Source organism: Stenotrophomonas sp. YJH_SMC_81 (genome assembly GCF_059370875.1).
The window spans coordinates 58,402-77,821 of sequence record NZ_JCAFUB010000003.1 but is presented as its reverse complement, the minus strand read 5'-3'; the positions used below and the strand labels follow the sequence as shown (position 1 = coordinate 77,821).

Genomic DNA, 19,420 nt, shown 5'->3' with positions numbered 1-19,420 from the left:
GACCGGCTCCCGGCCCTTCGCTCTGGTAGATGCCAACCCTGGTTGGCATTCACCCTTCGATCAGAACACCAGTTCGGTGTGCAGTGGCAAGCCCGCCTCCCAGCGGGCCCGGCCGCCCAGGCCGTCGAGCTCGACCAGCACGCCTGCACCGACCACTTCAACACCCAGGCGGCGAACCAGCGACAACGCAGCGACCAGCGTGCCGCCGGTGGCCAGCACGTCATCGATGATCGCGACGCGGGCACCGGACGGCAACGCGTCGGCGTGCACTTCGATGCAGTCGCTGCGGTACTCCAGCGTGTATTCCTCACGCAGCACCTGGCCCGGCAGCTTGCCCGGCTTGCGCACCGGCACGAAGCCCACGCCCAGCTCCAGTGCCATCGCGGCGCCGAGGATGAAACCACGCGATTCGATGCCGACCACCGCGTCCAGCTTCTGGTCGCGCCAACGGTCGGCCATCGCGGTGATCGCGCCGCGGAAGTCCTCGCCGTGGGCGAGCAGCGGCATGATGTCCTTGAACAGGATACCGGGCTTGGGGAAGTCGGCGATGTCGCGCAGGCGGGAGGCCCACTGCGGAGCGACGAGGGCGTCGGTCATGTCACATTGGCTATCTGATGGCGGCATAGGGTACCTGTTCCGGGCGCCGGCTGCCTGTTGGGGGTGTCGGCAGGGCTGCGCCCTGCACCTGCGGAGGCTTCAAGCAACGGCAACGGCAGAAGCTGGTTTCCTGTGGGATGGCGGGGTGGATCCGATGGCGGGAGACGCCGTAACCCGTCCATGGGGGCTTGGCCGCGGCATCCATGCCGCGGACACTCCCGCCACCGGACCCACCCCGCCTTCGACAGAGTCCTGCGATCTGTCGTGGATCCACGCCATGCGTGGATGAATCTCAATCGAAATCGAATATTTCGAGAATTGAACGAAAAGCATCCACGCATGGCGTGGATCTACCGTGTCGACCAAGGTCGACACCTACCAACAGCCGCCGGAATCTGTCGGAGGTGGGGCGGTGTCGGAGTGCGGGGTGTCAGCCGCATGGATGCGGCTGCCAAGCTTACAGGGACGTACTTGCAGCGCCCTCGCATTCCGACACCGCCCCGCCAAGCCACGGGATCCAGCTCTGGCCGTTGACTTGGCCTCTGCAGGTGCAGGGCGCAGCCCTGCCGAAACCCACCCTCAGGAACTGCAGGACAGCATCGAGCAGCCGGCGCGGTTGTCGGCCCACGCCGGGCGCTTGCCGGCGAAGTGTTCAAGCCCCGGGCGTTCGGTGTATGGGTCGCGCAGCACGTCCTGCAGCGCATGCACACCGCCGAGGTCACCCTGCTCTGCGCGGTCGATCGCCTCCTGGGCCAGCCAGTTGCGCAGCACGTACAGCGGGTTGGCCGCTGCCATCTTCGCCAAGCGTTCGCGGGCCGACAGCGGATCGCTACGCAGGCGCGCTGCGTAGTCCTGCAGCCATTGCTGCAACGGCGCCTGCACCGAATGCTTGCGCGCCTCGTCGTAGTACACCGCGTCCAGAACCGTAGCGTCCGCTGCCGACGGGTCGATGCGCATCAGTGCACGCCAGGCCAGGGTCATGTCCATGGCGCCCTCCTGCATCAGCTGCTGCCAGCGCTGGTAGAGCTGCAGGTCGTCATCGTCGGCAGCAGCCAGCCCCAGCTTCGATGCAGCATCGCGACGCGTGCAGGCCACGAAGGTGGACTGGTAGGCCGCCAGGCCCGCCTGCAGCGGTGCGACATCGGCGAACAGCGGCGACAGCGCCTGCGCCAATCGGCTCAGGTTCCAGTACGCCACCTGCGGCTGGGTGCCGAAGCGGTAGCGGCGCCCCTGGGCGTCGGTGGTGTTCGGCGTCCACTCCGGATCGAAATCCTCGACCCAGCCATAGGGGCCGTAATCAAGTGTGAGACCGAGCACGGACAGGTTGTCGGTGTTCATCACACCATGCACGAAGCCGACACGCATCCAGTGCGCGATCATCTCGGCGGTGCGCACCGCGATCTGCGCGAACCAGTCGCCATACAGTGCCTCGCCCTGCCCCTCCAGCCCGGGGAAATCACGGGCGATGCAGGTGTCCACCAGCTGTTGCAGCAAGGCCGTCTCGCCACGCGAGGCCGGCAGCTCAAACGAACCGAAACGCAGGAACGACGGCGAGACCCGGCACACGATGGCGCCAGGCTCGGCACGCGGGTGGCCGTCATAGAACATGTCGCGCACCACCTCCTCGCCGGTACCGACCAGCGACAACGCGCGCGTGGTCGGCACGCCCAGGTGGTGCATCGCTTCGCTGCACAGGAACTCGCGGATCGACGAGCGCAGCACTGCCCGTCCATCGGCACCGCGCGAGTACGGGGTCGGGCCGGCCCCCTTCAGCTGCAGCTCCCAGTGGCGGCCATCGGGTGCCACCAGCTCGCCCAGCGAGATCGCACGTCCGTCGCCGAGCTGGCCGGCCCAATGGCCGAACTGATGGCCACCGTAATTGGCGGCCCATGGCTGCATGCCGGCGTACAGCGCGTTGCCGCCGAATACATCGGCGAAGCCTTCGCTCTCGATCTCGGCAGCATCGAAGCCGAGCATCGTGGCAACCTCAGGCGACCACGCCAGCAACGTGGGCGCCACCACCGGGGTCGGCATCACCGGCGACCAGGCCGCGCCCAGCACTTCGCGCCTGCGCGGGCCGGATTCGGGGTCGCCCGGCAGGGTGTGCAGCAGGCGGTTGTCGAAACGGAGGCTGTCGGTATCCATGGTGCTGAAGATGGGGGCGACGGCCGCCCGCCTCAATTGCCGCTGAGCGCCTGCAGGTGGCCGCCGTGGGCCTCGGCACGCTGGTAGGCCGGGCGCTCACCAATACGCTTGAGAAAGCCGCGCAGCGCCGGCTTGTCGTCGAGCCCATCGCCACGTGCGGCAGCGGCCTGGATCGGGAAGCTCATCTGGATGTCGGCCGCACTGAAGCGCTCACCGGCAAACCACGGGCTTTCAGCCAGACGGCGCTCCATCCAGTCCAGATGCAGCCGCCGCTGCGGGCCGATGAAGCCGCGCTCGGCCTTGTCGGCAATGCTGCGTGCGATCGGGCGCGCAAAGAACGGCATCGGCGCGTTGCGTATGCGGCCCATCACCAGAGTCAGCAGCAGCGGCGGCATCGCCGAGCCTTCGGCGTAGTGCAGCCAGTAGCGGTAAGCGATGCGTTCGGCCCCGTCAGCCGGCATCGGTGACGGCGACAGCTGGCGTTGCGTGTCGTAACGGTCAGCGAGGTAGTCGAGGATCGCACCGGACTCGGCCAGTACCAGCTCGCCATCCTGCAGCACCGGTGACTTGCCGAGCGGATGCACGTTGCGCAGTTCCGGCGGCGCCAGCAGCGTCTTCGGATCACGCGGATAGCGGCGCAGTTCGTAGTCCAGCCCCAGCTCCTCCAGCATCCACAGCACGCGCAGGGAACGGGAGTTTTCCAGGTGATGAACGATGCGCATGGGGACGGTCCTCGGGAAGGTCTCCATCCTACCGCGCCGGCTGCATGCCCTTTGTAGAGCCGAGCCATGCTCCACTGTCTTTGAGAACTGTCGAGCGTGGCTCGACTCTACAAAAAACAGCGGGCAATAAAAAACGCCGGAAGCTCTCGCTTCCGGCGTTCTCTGGCTACCCAACGGTAGCAGACGGATTAGACCGCCTGCACCTGGTCAGCCTGCATACCCTTCTGACCCTGGACGGCGATGAAGGTAACCTTCTGGCCTTCCTGCAGGGTCTTGAAGCCGGTGCCCTGGATCGCGCGGAAGTGCACGAACAGGTCCGGGCCGCTTTCCGGGGTGATGAAGCCGAAGCCCTTGGCGTCGTTGAACCACTTGACGGTGCCGGTCTGACGTTCAGACATTTTACTAACTCCTGAAACACATGTTGAAAAAAATCGCAGCCACCGGGTATCGGGGCCGAGACTGAGTTGCAGGCGTTGGTAAAGCGGATCGATGAGCGGATCGTGAGATCAACTGCACCAGGCCACGATTCACGGTGACCCTAGCAAACACAGTGGGTCGCACGATACGCGTGTTTTCCGCAAAAAGCGATAGTCCCGACGTTCATGGGAACAGGTCACCCGCTAGGCGTGACAAGGGTTGGCAGCCGTTCGCGGCTAACCCCGAGCCCCCATTCAGGTTTTTCCTACCCTACACTGGGGAAATGACTGAAGCTGAAATCCCCGCTGAATACGCGCCCTCTCGCATCTGGGTGGACGCGGACGCCTGTCCCACTGTCATTCGCGACATCCTGTTTCGTGCGGCTGAACGGGTGGGGATCGAACTGACCCTGGTCGCCAACCAGTGGATCCGCACCCCGCCCTCACGCTGGCTGCGCTCGATCCAGGTGCCGCAGGGCCTGGACGTGGCCGACAGCGCCATCGTCGAGCGGGTCGCCGCCGGAGACCTGGTCGTCACCCAGGACATCCCACTGGCTGCGCTGGTGCTGGAGAAAAAGGCCGTGGCGCTGAACCCGCGCGGCCAGCTGTACACCCCGAACAACATGGCCGAGCGGCTGTCGATGCGCAATTTCATGGAGGAACTGCGCGGCGCCGGGGTCCAGACCGGCGGACCGCCGCCCTTGGGACCCCGCGACCGGCAGCTGTTCGCCGCCGAGCTGGACCGCTGGCTGGCGCGACGCCCGGCCCGCTGAGCGCCTGGCCGCCCTATGCCGGAAGGCTCAGGCTGCGGCCGCTGCTGAACATCCGTCGTGCGCCACTCAACGGGTCGTCGAAGGCCAGGCCCCGCGCCAGCAGCTGCAGCGGTGACTCGGCCACATTCAGTGGCCGTTGCCGAAGCTGAGGGTACAGGTCGTCACCCAAGATCGGCGCCCCCAGCATGGCCATGTGCACGCGCAACTGATGCTTGCGGCCGGTCTCCGGCAGCAGCCGGTAGCGCCAGATCGCCCCTTCGGCCTCGATCAGCTCGATCCGGCTGCGCGCATTGGGCTGACCGGTCACTTCGGACATGCGGAAGAACGGCTCGCCCGGCACCAACCGGCTGTCCCGCTGCAACGGAAACGCCAGCCCCGGCAGCGACGGTGCCAGGGCCTCATAGGTCTTCTCGATGCGCCGCTCACGGAACAGGCGCTGGTAAGCATCGCGCGACCCTCGCTGGGTCGAGAACAGCGCCAGCCCGGCCGTCAGCCGATCCAGCCGGTGCAGCGGTACCAGATCAGCATTGCCGGTGCGGGCGACCAGCCGCGCCAGCAGCGTCTCGCGCACATGCCCACCCCCAGGTGTCACCGGCAGGAAATGCGGCTTGTCGGCTACCAGCAGGTGCGCATCCAGATGGACGATGGTCTCGACAAAGGGAATCACCGGTTCGTCGGCCACCTCGCGGAAGTACTGGATCTCCCGCCCGACCTGCCAGGGCATGTCCGCAGTGAGCGCCCTGCCCTGCGCATCCAGCACACGGCCACGCGCGAAGCGATCCTGCCATTGCGCGCGCGCGATGCGCGGGAAACGTGCACACAGGCCATCCAGCAGGGTGGCCCAGGGCCCGGGCGGCAACTGCAGTCGGCTGGGCAAGGTCATGGCGTCCACTCCGGCCACGGGAAAGAACGCAAGCGTGCCACCGTTGACGCTGCGCAGACAGCCCGGCCACGGACACCCCCGGAGCAAACCTCTATCATTGTCCTCTTTAGTCCACGGATCCCCCATGGCTCTTACCGCCACCATCCGCAAGGCCGAACTGCAGATCAGCGACATGGATCGCGGCTACTACGCGACCCACAACCTGACCCTGGCCCAGCATCCGTCCGAGACCGACGAGCGCCTGATGGTGCGCCTGCTCGCCTTCGCGCTGAACGCCGGCGACCGCCTGGAGTTCGGCCGCGGCCTGAGCACCGATGACGAACCCGACCTCTGGGAACACGACTACACCGGCGACATCCTGCAGTGGATCGACCTGGGCCATCCGGACGAATCGCGCATCCGCAAGGCCAGCAACCGCAGCCGCCAGGTGCAGGTGGTCAACTATGGCGGCAACGCCTCGGAGATCTGGTGGGGCAAGCAGAGCAAGGGCCTGGCGCGCTTCGACAACCTCTCGGTGGTCGACCTCGACGGTGCCTTCGTAGAGCTGTGGGGCCAGCAGATCCAGCGCGCGATGCGCTGGAGCGTGCTGATCCAGGACGGTGAAGTGCAGCTGCTCAACGATCAGATGCAGCTCGACGTGATCCCGACCTGGCGCAAGCGCGCCAAGGCATGAGCACGATCCGTTGTGACGTGGTGGTCATCGGCGCTGGCGCAGCCGGGCTGATGACCGCGATCACTGCCGGCCAGCGCGGCCGCCAGGTGCAGGTGATCGACCATGCCAACAAGGTCGGCAAGAAGATCCTGATGTCCGGCGGTGGCCGCTGCAACTTCACCAACACCGGCACCACACCGGCCAACTTCCTGTCGGCCAACCCGCATTTCTGCAAGTCGGCGCTGGCCCGCTACACACCCTGGCATTTCATCGAGCTGGTGCACAAGCACGGCATCGCCTATCACGAAAAGGAACTGGGGCAGTTGTTCTGCGATGTCTCCTCCAAGCAGATCGTGAAAATGCTGGTGGACGAATGCCAGGCGGCCGGCGTACAGATCCGTACCGACTGCAGCGTGCAGCGCATCGAGCATGGCAGCGATGGTTTCCGCGTGCACACCACGCACGGCCTGTTCCATTGCGCCTCGCTGGTGGTTGCCACCGGTGGCCTGTCGATTCCCAGCATGGGGGCCAGCGGCTTTGGCTATGAAGTGGCCCGCCAGTTCGGTCACCAGGTGCTGCCGACCCGCGCCGGGCTGGTACCGCTGACCCTCAGCGGCAAGCACCAGGAGCGGCTGGCCGACCTCAGCGGCGTCGCACTGCCGATCGAGGCGCGCTGCAACGGCAAGAGCTTCCAGAACTTCATGCTGCTGACCCACCGTGGCGTGAGCGGCCCGGCCATCCTGCAGATCTCTTCGTTCTGGCAGCCCGGCGATGCGCTGGAGCTGGACCTGTTGCCGGGCCAGGATGCGGGCGAGTGGCTGCGCCAGATGAAGCGCGACCGCCCCGCCGCCGAGCTGCGCACGGTGCTGGGCGAGGTACTGCCGAAGCGGCTGGCACAGCGGCTGTGCGAGCACTGGCTGCCCGACCGCCCCGTGCGCCAGCTGGACGAGCCGGTGCTGCGCCAGGCTGCGCAGCTGCTGGGCGCATTCCCGCTGGTGGCCAGCGGCACCGAAGGCTACCGCACCGCCGAGGTCACCCTGGGCGGCGTGGACACCGCCGAAGTGTCATCCTCAACGATGGAATCCAAGCGCGTCCCCGGCCTGCACTTCGTTGGCGAGGTGCTGGACGTGACCGGCTGGCTGGGCGGCTACAACTTCCAATGGGCCTGGGCAAGCGGGCACGCAGCGGGCGGCGTGGTGTGAACCACTTCGCCGTTCCATGCGCGCAAGGGGGACGCGCATGGACGGTTCGCCGCGCATCGTGTATCTAGATTCGCAGATTGGGGAGCAGTGCATGCAGAACGCGAACGACATCACCATCCGCCTGCTGATCGTCGATGACAGCGGCGAGAATGCCGAAGCCATCGTCAGCACCCTGCGCAACAGCGGCATCGCGGTACGCCCGTGGCGCCCACAGGATGCAACCGAGCTGGCCCAGGTGCTGACCAGCCAGGCCATCGACCTGGTGCTGGCCTCGCCGTCGCAGGGCATTCCGCTGCAGCTGGCAGCCCAGCACATCGCTGCCAGCGGCAAGGACATCCCGCTGGTGCTGCTGGCCGAGCGCATCGACGAGGACGAACTCGTGCAGGCCAGCAGCCATGGCATCCGTGCCCTCGCCCTGCGCCAGCGCCCCGAGCACCTGCTCGCCGTGGTCCGCGACCAGTGGGTCGACCTGCAGGCACGCCGCGGCCTGCGCCGCATCGAGGCGCAGATGCGCGAGACCGAGCGCCGCTGCGACGCGCTGATCGCCTCCTCGCGCGACCCCATCGCCTACGTGCATGAAGGCATGCACATCCGCGCCAACGACGCCTACCTGGAGATGTTCGGCTACGAGCATTTCGACGACATCGAAGGCATTTCGCTGCTGGACATGGTCGCCGCCCAGCACGTGGAGGGCTTCAAGCAGCTGCTGAAGGGCCTCAGCCGTGGCGAGGCGCCGCCGCCCCAGTACCAGCTCGACGCGCGCCACCAGGACGGCAGTGCGTTCCCGGCGACGATGGAATTTGCGGCGGCCACCTACGAGGGCGAGTCCTGCCTGCAGGTGGTGCTCCGCCGCCGCATGGAGTTCGACCCCGAACTGGCACGCGAGGTCGAGGACCTGCGCCAGCGCGACCAGGTCACCGGCCTGCTCAATCGCCCGACCTTCATGCTGCAGCTGGAAAGCGCGGTGGCCCAGGCCGGGCGCAGCGAGGGCCAGTTCGGCCTGCTGCTGATCGAGCCGGACCACTACGCGCGCCTGCTGCCGGATATCGGCCTGGCCTCGGCCGACACCCTGATCGGCGCCCTCGCCGCCCTGCTGGCCGAAGTGGTTGGCGAGGACGCGCAACTGGCCCGTTTCGGCGAGCACAATTTCGTCGTGCTGCAGGCCGGGCCCTACGCACAGACCGTGGCGCTGGCCGAGCGCATCCGAGAAGCCTACGCCGCACACGTCTTCAGCATCGGCGCACGCTCGGCCACGGTGACGGTCAGCATCGGTGGCGTGCAGGTCGGTGAGAAGATCGCCAGCATCGGCCAGGTGCTGGCGCGCGCCAGCGAATGCACCCAGGCTGCAGCCGAGCTGGGTAACACCTGCCGCATCTTCGACCCGGCTGCTGCCGACCGTGTCGAGGAAGAGCGTGTGCAGCGCTGGGTGGCGCGCATCCGCGAGGCGCTGGCCGGCGACGGTTTCCAGCTTCACTACCAGCCGGTGCTGAACCTGCAGGGCGAACCACTGGAGCTGTACGAAGCCTATCTGCGCCTGGAAAACAATGGCGAGCTGCTGAGCCCGACCGCGTTCCTGGGCATCGCCGAGGAACACGGCCTGCTGGCCGACATCAACCGCTGGGTGGTCTCGCAGGCGATCGCGGTGCTGGGTGAACGCGCACGTGCGGGTCATGCCACCCAGGTGCTGGTGAAGGTCACGCCGGAATCGTTCGATGACCCACAGATGATCGCCACCCTGCGCCGCGAGCTGCAGGCACAGGGCGTGCCCGGCGAACGGCTGTGGCTGCATGCACCGGAAGCGAAGGTGTTCACCCACCTGCGCAGTGCACAGCAGTTCCTTGCCGAAGTGGCGCCACTGGGCTGCCGCATCGGCCTGGAGCAGTTCGGTTCCGGGCTGGACTCGTTCCAGCTGCTGGCCCACTTCCAGCCGCAGTTCCTCAAGCTGGACCGGGGCTTCACCAGCGACTTGGCCGCCACCCGCGAGAACATCGACCGCATCAGCCAGATCACCGCGCGTGCTCAGGAAGCGGGCATCTGCACCATTGCCGAATTCGTCAGCGATGCCAACTCGATGACGCTGCTGTTCAGTGCCGGCGTGGATTACGTGCAGGGCGATTTCGTCGGCCCGGCGCTGCCGGAGATGGGCTTCGAATTCGGGTGATGCCTCTCTGTAGCCGAGCCATGCTCGGCTGCGGGACTCAAGCGAAGAGCAGCCGAGCATGGCTCGGCTCTACACAAACCAGAAGGCCGGCTTTCGCCGGCCTTCTGCTTGATCAGGTCATGTCGACGAGATTTTCGATCTTCACGTCCGGATTGACGTCGGCCTCGTAGTCGACGCCCTCCACGCCAAAACCGAACAGGCGCAGGAAGTCGGCCTTGTAGCCGGCCAGGTCGCTGATTTCGTACAGGTTCTCGTTGGTCACCTGCGGCCACAGCGCGACCACCTTGCCCTGCACGTCTGCGGCCATTTCCTTGTAGTCCGCACGCAGGCGGCCTTCCTCATCGACCAGCGCGACGGTGTGGCCGCCGCCATCGACCAGGTCATGGCGCAGGCGATCAACCGCCGTGCCATCAGCCTTGCCGCCGTAAAGGATGTCGTACAGCACGTCGAGCTGCTCGATGCAGCCTTCGTGAGTGCCCTTTTCCTTCATCACCTTGAACAGCAGCGACAGGTACAGCGGCATGGTCGGAATGGCCGAGCTGGCCTGGGTCACCACGGCCTTCAGCACCGACACGCGCGCGTCGCCGCCGATTTTCGCCAGCTTTTCGCGCAGGCCCAGCACCTTGGTGTCCAGGTCCTTCTTGGCCGCGCCGATCGAGCCATTCCAGTAGATCGCCTGGGTGATCTCTTCGCCCACGTAGGTGAAGGCCGTGGTGGTACAACCATTGGCCAGCACGCCGGCATCGGCCAGTGCATCGATCCACATCTGCCAGTCCTCGCCGCCCATCACCGCGACGGTGCCGGCGATTTCTTCCGGGGTGGCCGGCTGCAGGGTGGTTTCGGTGATCACTTCCTTGTCGGTATCCAGCCCGCGCAGGGTGATCGGCTCGCCGATCGGCTTCAGCGTGGAGCTGATGATCTCGCCGGTCTTCGGGTGCTTGCGGCGCGGCGCGGCCAGGCTGTAGACAACCTGGTCGACCTGGCCCAGATCGGCCTTGATCATTTCGATGGTCTTCGCCTTCACTTCATCGGAGAAGGCATCGCCATTGATGCTCTTGGCATACAGGCCGGCTTCGTCGGCGTACTTGTGGAACGCGGCCGAGTTGTACCAGCCCGCGGTACCCGGCTTGGTTTCACTGCCCGGTCGTTCGAAGAAGATACCGAGGGTGGCAGCGCCACTGCCGAAGGCAGCGGTGATGCGTGCGGCCAGGCCGTAGCCGGTGGAGGCGCCGATCACCAGCACACGCTTGGGACCGTTCTGGATCGGCGGGCGCGCACGGATGTAGTCGATCTGCTGCTTGACCGCGGCCTCGCAGCCGGTCGGGTGGGTGGTGACGCAGATGAAGCCGCGGACGCGCGGTTTGATGACCATGGATACCTCGGGTTGGCAGATGCGGCGCACGGGGCGCTCAGCAGGAGTACGGGCGCGCACGCGCGCGAACCGCAGGATCGTAGTGCGCGGGGGAAGATTGCACAACCGACGCTGGCGTAGGGTGGTGTTTCTTTTGCAGGGTTGCACCCTGCACCCGCAGAGGCCTGAGCAACGGCCAGAGCCAGAGCAACGTCAAAAGCTGGGTTCCTGGGGGTGGGCGGGGTGGGTCCGGTTGAGGGGGACGCTGCAAGTCCCCCTCCGGGGCCCGGCCCAGCCGCTGGCGGCTGTGCGTTCGGGCGCTTGCGAAGCAGTGCTTCGCAAGCAAAGCGCCCTCACCCATGTAAGCTCGGTCGCCGCTTGCTCGTGTGCGCTGTCCTGCGCACACGGCAAGACCGGGGTTGGGCGTCCTGCCCAACCCGCCCGAGGCATGCCTCGGGCCCATGCGGCTCACGCCCCCCTCAACCGGACCCGCCCCGCCTTCGACAGTTCTCTGCGATCTGTCGGAACGGCCTTCTGTTCTGGTGGGTGTCAACCTTGGTCGACACAGTAGATCCACGCCATGCGTGGATGACTCATTCGATATCTGACAGATGTGTCGACCAAGGTCGACACCTACCAACAGCCGCCGGAATCTGTCAGAGGTGGGGCGGTGTCGGAGTGCGGGGTGTCAGCCGCATGGATGCGGCTGCCAAGCCTACACGGACGTACTTGCGGCGTCCCCGCACTCCGACACCGTCCCGCCCACCCACGGAATACACGCTGTTGCTGTTGCCGGCCAGCGGCCGGCACTACCGCGGGTGCAGGGCTGCAAGCCCTGCAAACAAAAACCCCGCTTGCGCGGGGTTCTCTGTGTGTTGCGTGCAGCGCGAACGCTTACGGGCGACGGGCCAGGGCCTCGACGTCCTTCGCCTTCGGCAGCAGGTCCTGCTTGCTCACGCGCAGCACACCAATCGTCAGCATCGGCACCGCCACCAGGATCGAGGACAGCACCACGATCACCGCGCCGATCATGTGCGTCTCGGCCAGCCCTTCCATCGAGCTGCCACCGTACAGGTACAGGGCAAGCGCCGACAGGAAGAACATCACGGCAGTGATCACCGTACGCGACAGCGTCTGGTTGATTGAACGGTTCAGCACTTCCATCGAATCCACGCGCAGGCTGCGGAAGTTCTCGCGGACGCGATCGAACACCACGATGATGTCGTTGATCGCAAAGCCCATCACCGACAGCAGGCCGGCCAGCACGGTCAGGTCGAACTCACGGCCCAGCAGCGACACGTAAGCCACCGTCACGATCAGATCGAACATCGCCACGATGCTGGCGGTGACCGCGAACTTCCACTCGAAGCGCACCGCGATGTAGATCAGGAAGCCGGCCAGCATGAAGATGGTGGCATACAGGCCATTCATCGCCAGGTCCTTGCCGATCTGCGGGCCCACGAACTCGTTGCGGAGCACGGTGGCCTGATTGTCGGCAGTGGACAACGCCTTCACCACGGCAGCGGCCGTGGCCTTGTCCTCGTGGGCGGCATCGCCGGTACCCGGAGCATGCTCGCCGTGCGGGGCCAGGCGGATCAGCAGGTCGGTGTTGCCACCGACGCTCTGCACCTGGGCGCCTTCGAAGCCACTCTGCTCGAGCTTGGTGCGGACCTGCTCAACATCCACCGCCTTGTCGAAGCGGGCTTCGATCAGGGTGCCGCCGGTGAAGTCCAGTGCGTAGTTGAAGCCTTTGATGCCGATGATGGCGACCGAGGCCAGGAACACCACGATGGTGACTGCCATGGCGACATGGCGCCAGCGCATGAAGTCGATCTTGGTGTCGTTCGGGAGGATGTGCAGCGGAAACAGTTTCATTGTGCGTGTCGTCCCGTCAGATGGCCACGTTCTGGAGCTTCTTGCGGCGGCCGTAGATCAGCGTCGCCAGCGCACGCGACACGGTGATCGCGGTGAACATGGAGGCGAAAATACCGATGATCATGGTCAGCGCGAAGCCCTTCAGCGGACCGGTACCGAATGCAAACAGCGCCACACCGACGATCAGGCCGGTCAGGTTGGCGTCGAGGATGGTGCCCGAGGCACGCTCGTAACCGGTCACGATCGCCGTCTTGCCCGGCACGCCGGCTCGCAGCTCTTCACGGATACGCTCGTTGATCAGCACGTTGGCGTCCACCGACAGGCCGACCGACAACGCCAGGCCGGCAAAGCCCGGCAGGGTCATGGTGGCACCGAACAGCGACATCACCGCCACTACGATCAGCAGGTTGAACAGCATCGCTGCCGAGGTGATCACACCGAACATGCGGTAGTACACGCTGAAGAACACCAGGGTGAACAGGAACGCGAACACCACCGCGCGCATGCCGTTCTTGACGTTCTCGGCGCCGAGGCTCGGGCCGACCACGCGCTCCTCGACGAAGTCCATCGGCGCAGCCAGCGAACCCGACTTCAGCAGCTTGGCCAGGTCTTCGGCTTCCTTCTTCTGCAGGCCGGTGGTCTGGAAGTTCTTGCCGAACACGCCGTTGATGTTGGCCACCGAGATCACTTCCTCGTTGACCTTGAAGCCACGCACTTCCTGGCCGTCGACGACGGTTACGGTTGGCACGCGCTCGGTGTAGACCACCGCCATCGGCTTGTTCACGTTGGCGCTGGTGAAGTCGAACATGCGCTGGCCACCGACGTTGTTCAGCGTCACGCTGACGGCCGGCGAGCCGCTGTTCGAATCGGTCACCGCCTGCGCACCGACCATCTGGTCGCCGGTGACGATCACGCGCTTGTTCAGCAGGATCGGGCCGCGGCCGTCACGCTGCTGGTAGACCTTCGCTTCCGGCGGAATGCGGCCGGAGTTGATGGCGTCCTGCGCATTGCCTTCAACCACCGCACGGTACTCCAGGGTGGCGGTGGCACCGATCATGCGCTTGGCTTCGGCGGTGTCCTGCACGCCCGGCAGCTGCACGACCACACGGTCGGCACCCTGGCGCTGGATGATCGGCTCGGCCACGCCGAGCTGGTTCACGCGGTTGCGCAGGGTGTTGATGTTCTGCTCGATGGCGCCGTTGGCGATCTGCGTGATCTCGGTCTCCGGCACGGTGACCGTGATGCGGTTGCCGCTGACGTCATAGCCGAGGGTCGGCTGCGCCTTGACCAGCGCGGCGCGGGCGCGCTGCGCGGCGTCATCGCCGGCGGATGGGCTCAGGTTGGCCACGATGCTGTTATCGGCGCGGCGTTCCACCGACTGGTAGGCGATGCGCGCGTCACGCAGGGTGCTGCGCACGTCTTCGGTATAGGCATCCAGGCGCTTGTCGAGGGCAGCCTTCTGGTCGACCTGCAGCACGAAATGCACGCCGCCCTGCAGGTCCAGGCCCAGCACCATCGGGCGACCGCCGAGGTTGGCCAGCCAGTCGGGCACGGTCGAAGCCAGGTTCAGCGCCACGGTGTACTTCTCGCCGACGGTGTCACGCAGGACGTCGCTGGCAGCGGACTGCGACTTCAGGTCCGACAGGCGGACGATCAGGCTTTCCCCTTCCTTTTCGGCACCGATGGTGGCGATGCCGGCCTTTTTCAGGTCGGCCAGCACACGGTCGCGCAGTGCATCGTCGATCTGCCCGCCACGGTTGGCGGTGATCTGGATGGCCGGGTCCTTCTGGTAGATGTTGGGCAGCGCATACAGCGCGCTGAGCGCCAGTACGATCAGGATGACGACGTACTTCCAGCGTGGAAATTCGAGCATTGCTTGGGTCCCGCGCGGCGCCATCCCCGGCGCCGCGGTTGTGCTTCGGAAAGGGAGTGGCTTACTTGGCCGAATCCAGGGTGCCGGTCGGCAGCACGCTGCCGACAGCGCCCTTCTGCACGCGGATGCGCACGTTGTCGGCCACTTCGACGGTGATGAAGTGGTCGCCAATGTCGGTGACCTTGCCGGCGATGCCGCCGTTGGTCAGCACTTCATCGCCGCGCTTGATCTTCTCCAGCATGGCCTTGTGCTCCTTCTGCCGCTTCATCTGCGGGCGGATCATCAGGAAGTACATGATGGCGATCAGGATGATCGGGAACAGCAGCGTGGTCAGGCCCATGCCCTGCGGTTGGCCGCCGGCGGCCTGGGCGTGGGCGGCGGGAATCAGGAGAGCAAGCAGGTTCATCGTTGGTCCTTTGGTTGGGCGGCGCTCCCGTCCCTTGAGGGGGCGGGGGTGTCGACCGCGGATCTGGGTCAGCCTTGAAGTATGCCACGGCCCCGGGCGTTCGTCCTTGGGCCGTTCGGCAGGGGGGGGGCGTCGGGGTTACAGCGGCGGGGCCACCGCTCCGCGTGCCGCGTAGAAGGACTCGCGGAAGGCCAGGAAGGTTCCCGCCTCGATCGCGGCACGGATGTCGGCCATGAGCTTTTCGTAATAGAACAGGTTGTGCAGGGTGCCCAGCATCGGCGCCAGCATCTCGTTGCAGCGGTCCAGGTGGCGCAGGTAGGACCGGGTGTAACCGCCGGTGCAGGCCACGCAGCCGCAGCCCGGCTCGATCGGGTCCATGTCCCGCGCGTACTGGGAATTGCGGATGCGAACGGTGCCGAACGAGGTGAAATAGTGGCCGTTGCGCGCATTACGGGTCGGCATCACGCAGTCGAACATGTCCACGCCGCGCGCCACGCCCTCGACCAGGTCCTCCGGCCGGCCCACGCCCATCAGGTAACGCGGCCGGTCGCCCGGCAGCTCCGGATCCAGGTGGTCGAGCATGGCATTGCGCTCGTGCTCCGGCTCGCCCACGGCCAGGCCGCCGATGGCGTAGCCGTCGAAGCCGATCGCCTGCAGGGCGTCGGCCGAGCGGCTGCGCAGGTCGGTGTGCACGCCCCCCTGGACGATGCCGAACAAGGCCGCGTCGTTGCCCAGCTCGTCATGCGCGTTGCGGCTGCGCTGGGCCCAGCGCAGGCTCAGCTCCATGGAACGGCGGGCAACGTCTTCGGTGGCGGGGTACGGGGTGCACTCGTCAAAGATCATCACGATGTCCGAATCGAGCACCTTCTGGATCTTCATGCTCTCCTCGGGACCGAGGAACACGCGGGCGCCGTCGGTGGGCGAGGCAAAGGTCACGCCCTGCTCGGTGATCTTGCGTCGATGGGCCAGCGAGAACACCTGGAAACCACCGGAGTCGGTCAGGATCGGGCCATCCCAGCGGCAGAAGCCGTGCAGCCCGCCGTGGTCGGCGATGATGTCCAGGCCCGGGCGCAGGTACAGGTGGAAGGTGTTGCCGAGGATGATCTCGGCGCCCAGCGCCCGCACCTGGTCCGGCAGGATGCCCTTGACCGAGCCATAGGTCCCCACCGGCATGAAGGCCGGCGTTTCCACCGTGCCACGCGGGAAGGTCAGGCGGCCACGGCGGGCACGGCCGTCGCGGGTCTGGAGCTGGAACTGCAGTCGGGACATGGAGCGGTCATTCGGGCAAATAGTTGCTCATTGTCTCCCAAAACCGGCTCGACCGCCCATTCAGGCCTGAACGGCACGGCAGTAGAGCCACGCCATGCGTGGCTTTCCTGGTCTCCAGGCACCTGCAAGTGCGCACCAACGGTGCGCACCCACCACAAGCAAGCAGAGGTCAGCCCCTACTCCGCCTGCGGGAACAGCAGCATCGCGTCGCCGTAGCTGAAGAAGCGGTAGCGCTGCTCGATCGCGTGCCGGTAGGCCTCGAACACGCGGTCCTTGCCTGCAAACGCCGAGATCATCATCAGCAGCGTGCTTTCGGGCAGGTGGAAATTGGTCACCATCGCGTCGACGCTGCGTATGCTGTAGCCCGGGGTGATGAAGATCTGGGTCTCGCCGGCGAACGGCAGCAGTTCGCCATCGCGCATCGCGCTTTCCAGCGCGCGGACCACGGTGGTGCCGACGCCGATCACCCGACCGCCGGCGGCGCGCGTGCGCCGCACCTGCTGCACCAGTTCGGCGCCGACGTTCAGCCACTCGCGGTGCATCACGTGGTCCTTCAGGTCATCGGCGCGTACCGGCTGGAAGGTGCCCGCGCCCACGTGCAGGGTGACGTGGCCGAACTCCACGCCCTTGTCCTTCAGCGCCGCCAGCAGTGGCTCGTCGAAATGCAGGCCGGCGGTCGGCGCCGCCACCGCGCCCACTTCGCGCGCGAACACGGTCTGGTAGCGCTCGCGGTCGTCCACGCCCGGTTCGCGCTGGATGTAGGGCGGCAGCGGCAGGCGGCCGGCGTGCAGCAGCCACTGTTCCAGCGATTCCGGCACATGGAACTGCAGCACGTAGAACTCGCCATCGCGGCCCAGCACCTCGGCTTCGCCACCGGCATCCAGCGCGATGCGGCTGCCGGCCTTCGGCGACTTGCTGGCGCCGACCTGCGCACGCGCCTGCTGAGCGCCGAGCAGGCGCTCGATCAGGATCTCCACGCGGCCGCCGCTGGCCTTCTGCCCGAACAGGCGCGCCGGAATCACCCGGGTGTCGTTGAACACCAGCAGGTCGCCCGGCTGCAGCAGCGACGGCAGGTCGCGCACCTGCAGGTCGGTGAAGGCACCGGGCGCCGGCGGTACCACCAGCAGGCGGCTGGCGGAACGTTCGGCCAAGGGAGCCTGCGCGATCAGTTCAGCCGGCAGGTCGTAATGGAAATCGGACTTCTTCAAGGCGGTGGGCGGCAACAGGTCGACAATGGCGCGCATTGTACGTCCAGCGTCTGCGAGCCGGCGCACTTCGCGGCGAACGTCGCGCAAAATGCTGCTATGCAGCAGGTTTCTGCGGGGTTATCGCGCAAAAAAACAAGTGCTAGCATCGAACCGGAAGTCCGCTGCACGAGCCTGCCCCAAGCGCGCGTGATGACGCGCGTTTTGCTTTTGATGGCCCGTGCGACCCATTGTTTCAGGAGATCTGCAATGAGCTTCATCGAACGCCTCGCCCCCCTGCGCAACCAGCCCGGCACCCGCCTCACCACCGGCCTGGACGATGCCACCCTGACCGCCCTGTCCGCCAACCACCCGCAGCTGATCGCCGCAGTGGACGCCGCCGCCGAGGAATTCGCGCGCGTGCAGGCCGACCTGGGGCCGCTGCTGGCGCAGGACGAACAGGCACAGATCGACGCGATGCAGGACGGATTCGTCAATTTCTATGCCGATGACGCGGTGACCCCCTACGTGGCGCTGGCCGCGCGCGGCCCATGGGTGGTCACCCTGAAGGGCGCCGTGCTGTACGACGCCGGCGGCTACGGCATGCTCGGCTTCGGGCACACCCCGGACGCCGTGCTGGAAGCCATGGCGCGCCCACAGGTGATGGCCAACATCATGACCCCCAGCCTGTCGCAGCAGCGCTTCATCACCGCCCTGCGCGCCGAGATCGGCCACCGCCGTGGCGGCTGCCCGTTCGCCCGTTTCATGTGCCTGAATTCCGGCTCCGAAGCCGTCGGCCTGGCCGCGCGCATCGCCGACGTCAACGCCAAGCTGCAGACCGATCCGGGTGCACGTCACGCCGGCGCTGCGATCAAGCGCGTGGTGGTCAAGGGCAGCTTCCATGGCCGTACCGACCGCCCTGCCCTCTATTCGGATTCCAGCCGCAAGAGCTACATGCAGCACCTGGCCAGCTACCGGGGCGAGGACTCGGTGATCACCGTGGCGCCGTACGATGAGGCCGGCCTGCGCAAGGTGTTCGAGGATGCCGCGCGCAACCAGTGGTTCATCGAAGCGGTGTTCCTCGAACCGGTGATGGGCGAAGGTGACCCGGGCCGTTCGGTGCCGCCGTCGTTCTATGCCGTTGCCCGTGAGCTGACGCGTGCACACGGCAGCCTGCTGCTGCTGGACTCGATCCAGGCCGGCCTGCGTGCGCATGGCGTGCTGTCGGTGGTCGACTACCCGGGCTTCGAAGGGCTTGACCCGCCGGACATGGAGACCTACTCCAAGGCGCTCAACGCCGCGCAGTACCCGCTGTCGGTGCTGGCGGTGACCGAGCACGCCGCGCAGCTGTACCGCAAGGGCATCTACGGCAACACCATGACCAGCAATCCGCGTGCGCTGGACGTGGCCTGCGCCACCCTGGCCCAGCTGACCCCACAGGTACGCGCCAACATCGCCGAACGTGGTGCCGAGGCCGTGCGCAAGCTGGAACAGCTGAAGAACGAGCTGGGCGGGCTGATCACCAAGGTGCAGGGCACCGGGCTGCTGTTCTCCTGCGAGCTGGCCCCGCAGTTCAAGTGCTACGGCGCCAACTCCACCGAGGAATGGCTGCGCCAGCACGGCATCAACGTGATCCATGGCGGCGAAAACTCGCTGCGCTTCACCCCGCACTTCGGCATGGACAGCGAGGAGCTGGACCTGCTGGTGGGCATGGTCGGCCGCGCCCTGCGTGAAGGCCCGCGCCGCGAGCAGGCTGCGGCGGCGTAAGCCGCCGCTTGCGTAGAGCCAAAGGCAGCGGCAGGAGCCGCTGCCAACGTCGCTGGCGACGGCCCGAAGGGTGCCGGCCAGGACGACCGGCATAGCCCTTGCTCGGCTGGCCTTTGCCGCGATCTGAACGAAGAGCAGCCGAGC

General features: G+C 66.5%; 16 protein-coding genes. 5 read left to right on the top strand and 11 right to left on the bottom strand.

Going from position 1 to position 19,420, the window contains the following annotated elements:
* Positions 1-60: 60 nt before the first annotated feature.
* From AC5P8U_RS06890 to AC5P8U_RS06875, 4 genes are all read right to left on the bottom strand, one after another.
* Positions 61-597, bottom strand: coding sequence for an adenine phosphoribosyltransferase (locus tag AC5P8U_RS06890; RefSeq protein ID WP_111008405.1), 537 nt, complete (start codon positions 595-597; stop codon positions 61-63).
* Positions 598-1,176: 579 nt separating this feature from the next.
* Positions 1,177-2,742 (bottom strand): protein adenylyltransferase SelO, encoded by a 1,566-nt coding sequence (locus AC5P8U_RS06885; RefSeq protein WP_072168287.1) that lies wholly within the window; start codon positions 2,740-2,742, stop codon positions 1,177-1,179.
* Positions 2,743-2,774: 32 nt separating this feature from the next.
* A complete protein-coding gene (locus tag AC5P8U_RS06880) occupies positions 2,775-3,464 on the bottom strand; it encodes a glutathione S-transferase family protein (protein WP_111007450.1) in 690 nt (229 codons plus the stop codon).
* A 188-nt stretch (positions 3,465-3,652) separates the two neighbouring features.
* Positions 3,653-3,862, bottom strand: a complete 210-nt coding sequence (locus AC5P8U_RS06875) for a cold-shock protein (RefSeq protein ID WP_005416210.1) — start codon at positions 3,860-3,862, stop codon at positions 3,653-3,655.
* Positions 3,863-4,164: 302 nt separating this feature from the next.
* On the opposite strand from AC5P8U_RS06875, the gene AC5P8U_RS06870 reads away from it, so the two are divergent.
* On the top strand, positions 4,165-4,653 hold the full coding sequence (locus AC5P8U_RS06870; RefSeq protein WP_111007451.1) for a YaiI/YqxD family protein: 489 nt from the start codon (positions 4,165-4,167) through the stop codon (positions 4,651-4,653).
* A gap of 13 nt (positions 4,654-4,666) precedes the next feature.
* Here AC5P8U_RS06870 and AC5P8U_RS06865 read toward each other — a convergent pair whose 3' ends face one another.
* Positions 4,667-5,536: a pseudouridine synthase gene (locus AC5P8U_RS06865; RefSeq protein ID WP_495214017.1), complete on the bottom strand. Its 870-nt coding sequence runs from the start codon at positions 5,534-5,536 to the stop codon at positions 4,667-4,669.
* Between the two features lie 124 nt (positions 5,537-5,660).
* Here AC5P8U_RS06865 and AC5P8U_RS06860 point away from each other — a divergent pair, with 124 nt between their 5' ends.
* The 3 genes from AC5P8U_RS06860 (at position 5,661) to AC5P8U_RS06850 (ending at position 9,551) form a co-directional block, all read left to right on the top strand.
* On the top strand, positions 5,661-6,209 hold the full coding sequence (locus AC5P8U_RS06860; protein WP_072168291.1) for a YaeQ family protein: 549 nt from the start codon (positions 5,661-5,663) through the stop codon (positions 6,207-6,209).
* On the top strand, positions 6,206-7,390 hold the full coding sequence (locus AC5P8U_RS06855; protein ID WP_061477923.1) for a BaiN/RdsA family NAD(P)/FAD-dependent oxidoreductase: 1,185 nt from the start codon (positions 6,206-6,208) through the stop codon (positions 7,388-7,390). The genes AC5P8U_RS06860 and AC5P8U_RS06855 overlap by 4 nt, the downstream gene beginning before the upstream one ends.
* Before the next feature lie 91 nt (positions 7,391-7,481).
* Positions 7,482-9,551 (top strand): EAL domain-containing response regulator, encoded by a 2,070-nt coding sequence (locus AC5P8U_RS06850; protein ID WP_495214015.1) that lies wholly within the window; start codon positions 7,482-7,484, stop codon positions 9,549-9,551.
* Between the two features lie 112 nt (positions 9,552-9,663).
* Here AC5P8U_RS06850 and fabV read toward each other — a convergent pair whose 3' ends face one another.
* From fabV to queA, 6 genes are all read right to left on the bottom strand, one after another.
* Complete coding sequence (gene fabV / locus AC5P8U_RS06845) at positions 9,664-10,923, bottom strand: enoyl-ACP reductase FabV (protein ID WP_072168292.1); 1,260 nt, start codon at positions 10,921-10,923, stop codon at positions 9,664-9,666.
* A gap of 873 nt (positions 10,924-11,796) precedes the next feature.
* A complete protein-coding gene (secF, locus tag AC5P8U_RS06840) occupies positions 11,797-12,777 on the bottom strand; it encodes a protein translocase subunit SecF (RefSeq protein WP_049413603.1) in 981 nt (326 codons plus the stop codon).
* 16 nt (positions 12,778-12,793) lie between these two features.
* Positions 12,794-14,650: a protein translocase subunit SecD gene (secD, locus tag AC5P8U_RS06835; RefSeq protein WP_072168294.1), complete on the bottom strand. Its 1,857-nt coding sequence runs from the start codon at positions 14,648-14,650 to the stop codon at positions 12,794-12,796.
* Positions 14,651-14,711: 61 nt separating this feature from the next.
* Positions 14,712-15,056: a preprotein translocase subunit YajC gene (yajC, locus tag AC5P8U_RS06830; RefSeq protein ID WP_447897138.1), complete on the bottom strand. Its 345-nt coding sequence runs from the start codon at positions 15,054-15,056 to the stop codon at positions 14,712-14,714.
* Between the two features lie 138 nt (positions 15,057-15,194).
* Positions 15,195-16,325: a tRNA guanosine(34) transglycosylase Tgt gene (gene tgt / locus AC5P8U_RS06825; protein ID WP_014646826.1), complete on the bottom strand. Its 1,131-nt coding sequence runs from the start codon at positions 16,323-16,325 to the stop codon at positions 15,195-15,197.
* Between the two features lie 176 nt (positions 16,326-16,501).
* Complete coding sequence (queA, locus tag AC5P8U_RS06820; RefSeq protein ID WP_438915184.1) at positions 16,502-17,569, bottom strand: tRNA preQ1(34) S-adenosylmethionine ribosyltransferase-isomerase QueA; 1,068 nt, start codon at positions 17,567-17,569, stop codon at positions 16,502-16,504.
* Between the two features lie 210 nt (positions 17,570-17,779).
* Between queA and AC5P8U_RS06815 the strand changes: the two genes are divergently transcribed.
* Positions 17,780-19,276: an aminotransferase class III-fold pyridoxal phosphate-dependent enzyme gene (locus tag AC5P8U_RS06815; protein WP_072168296.1), complete on the top strand. Its 1,497-nt coding sequence runs from the start codon at positions 17,780-17,782 to the stop codon at positions 19,274-19,276.
* Positions 19,277-19,420: the final 144 nt, after the last annotated feature.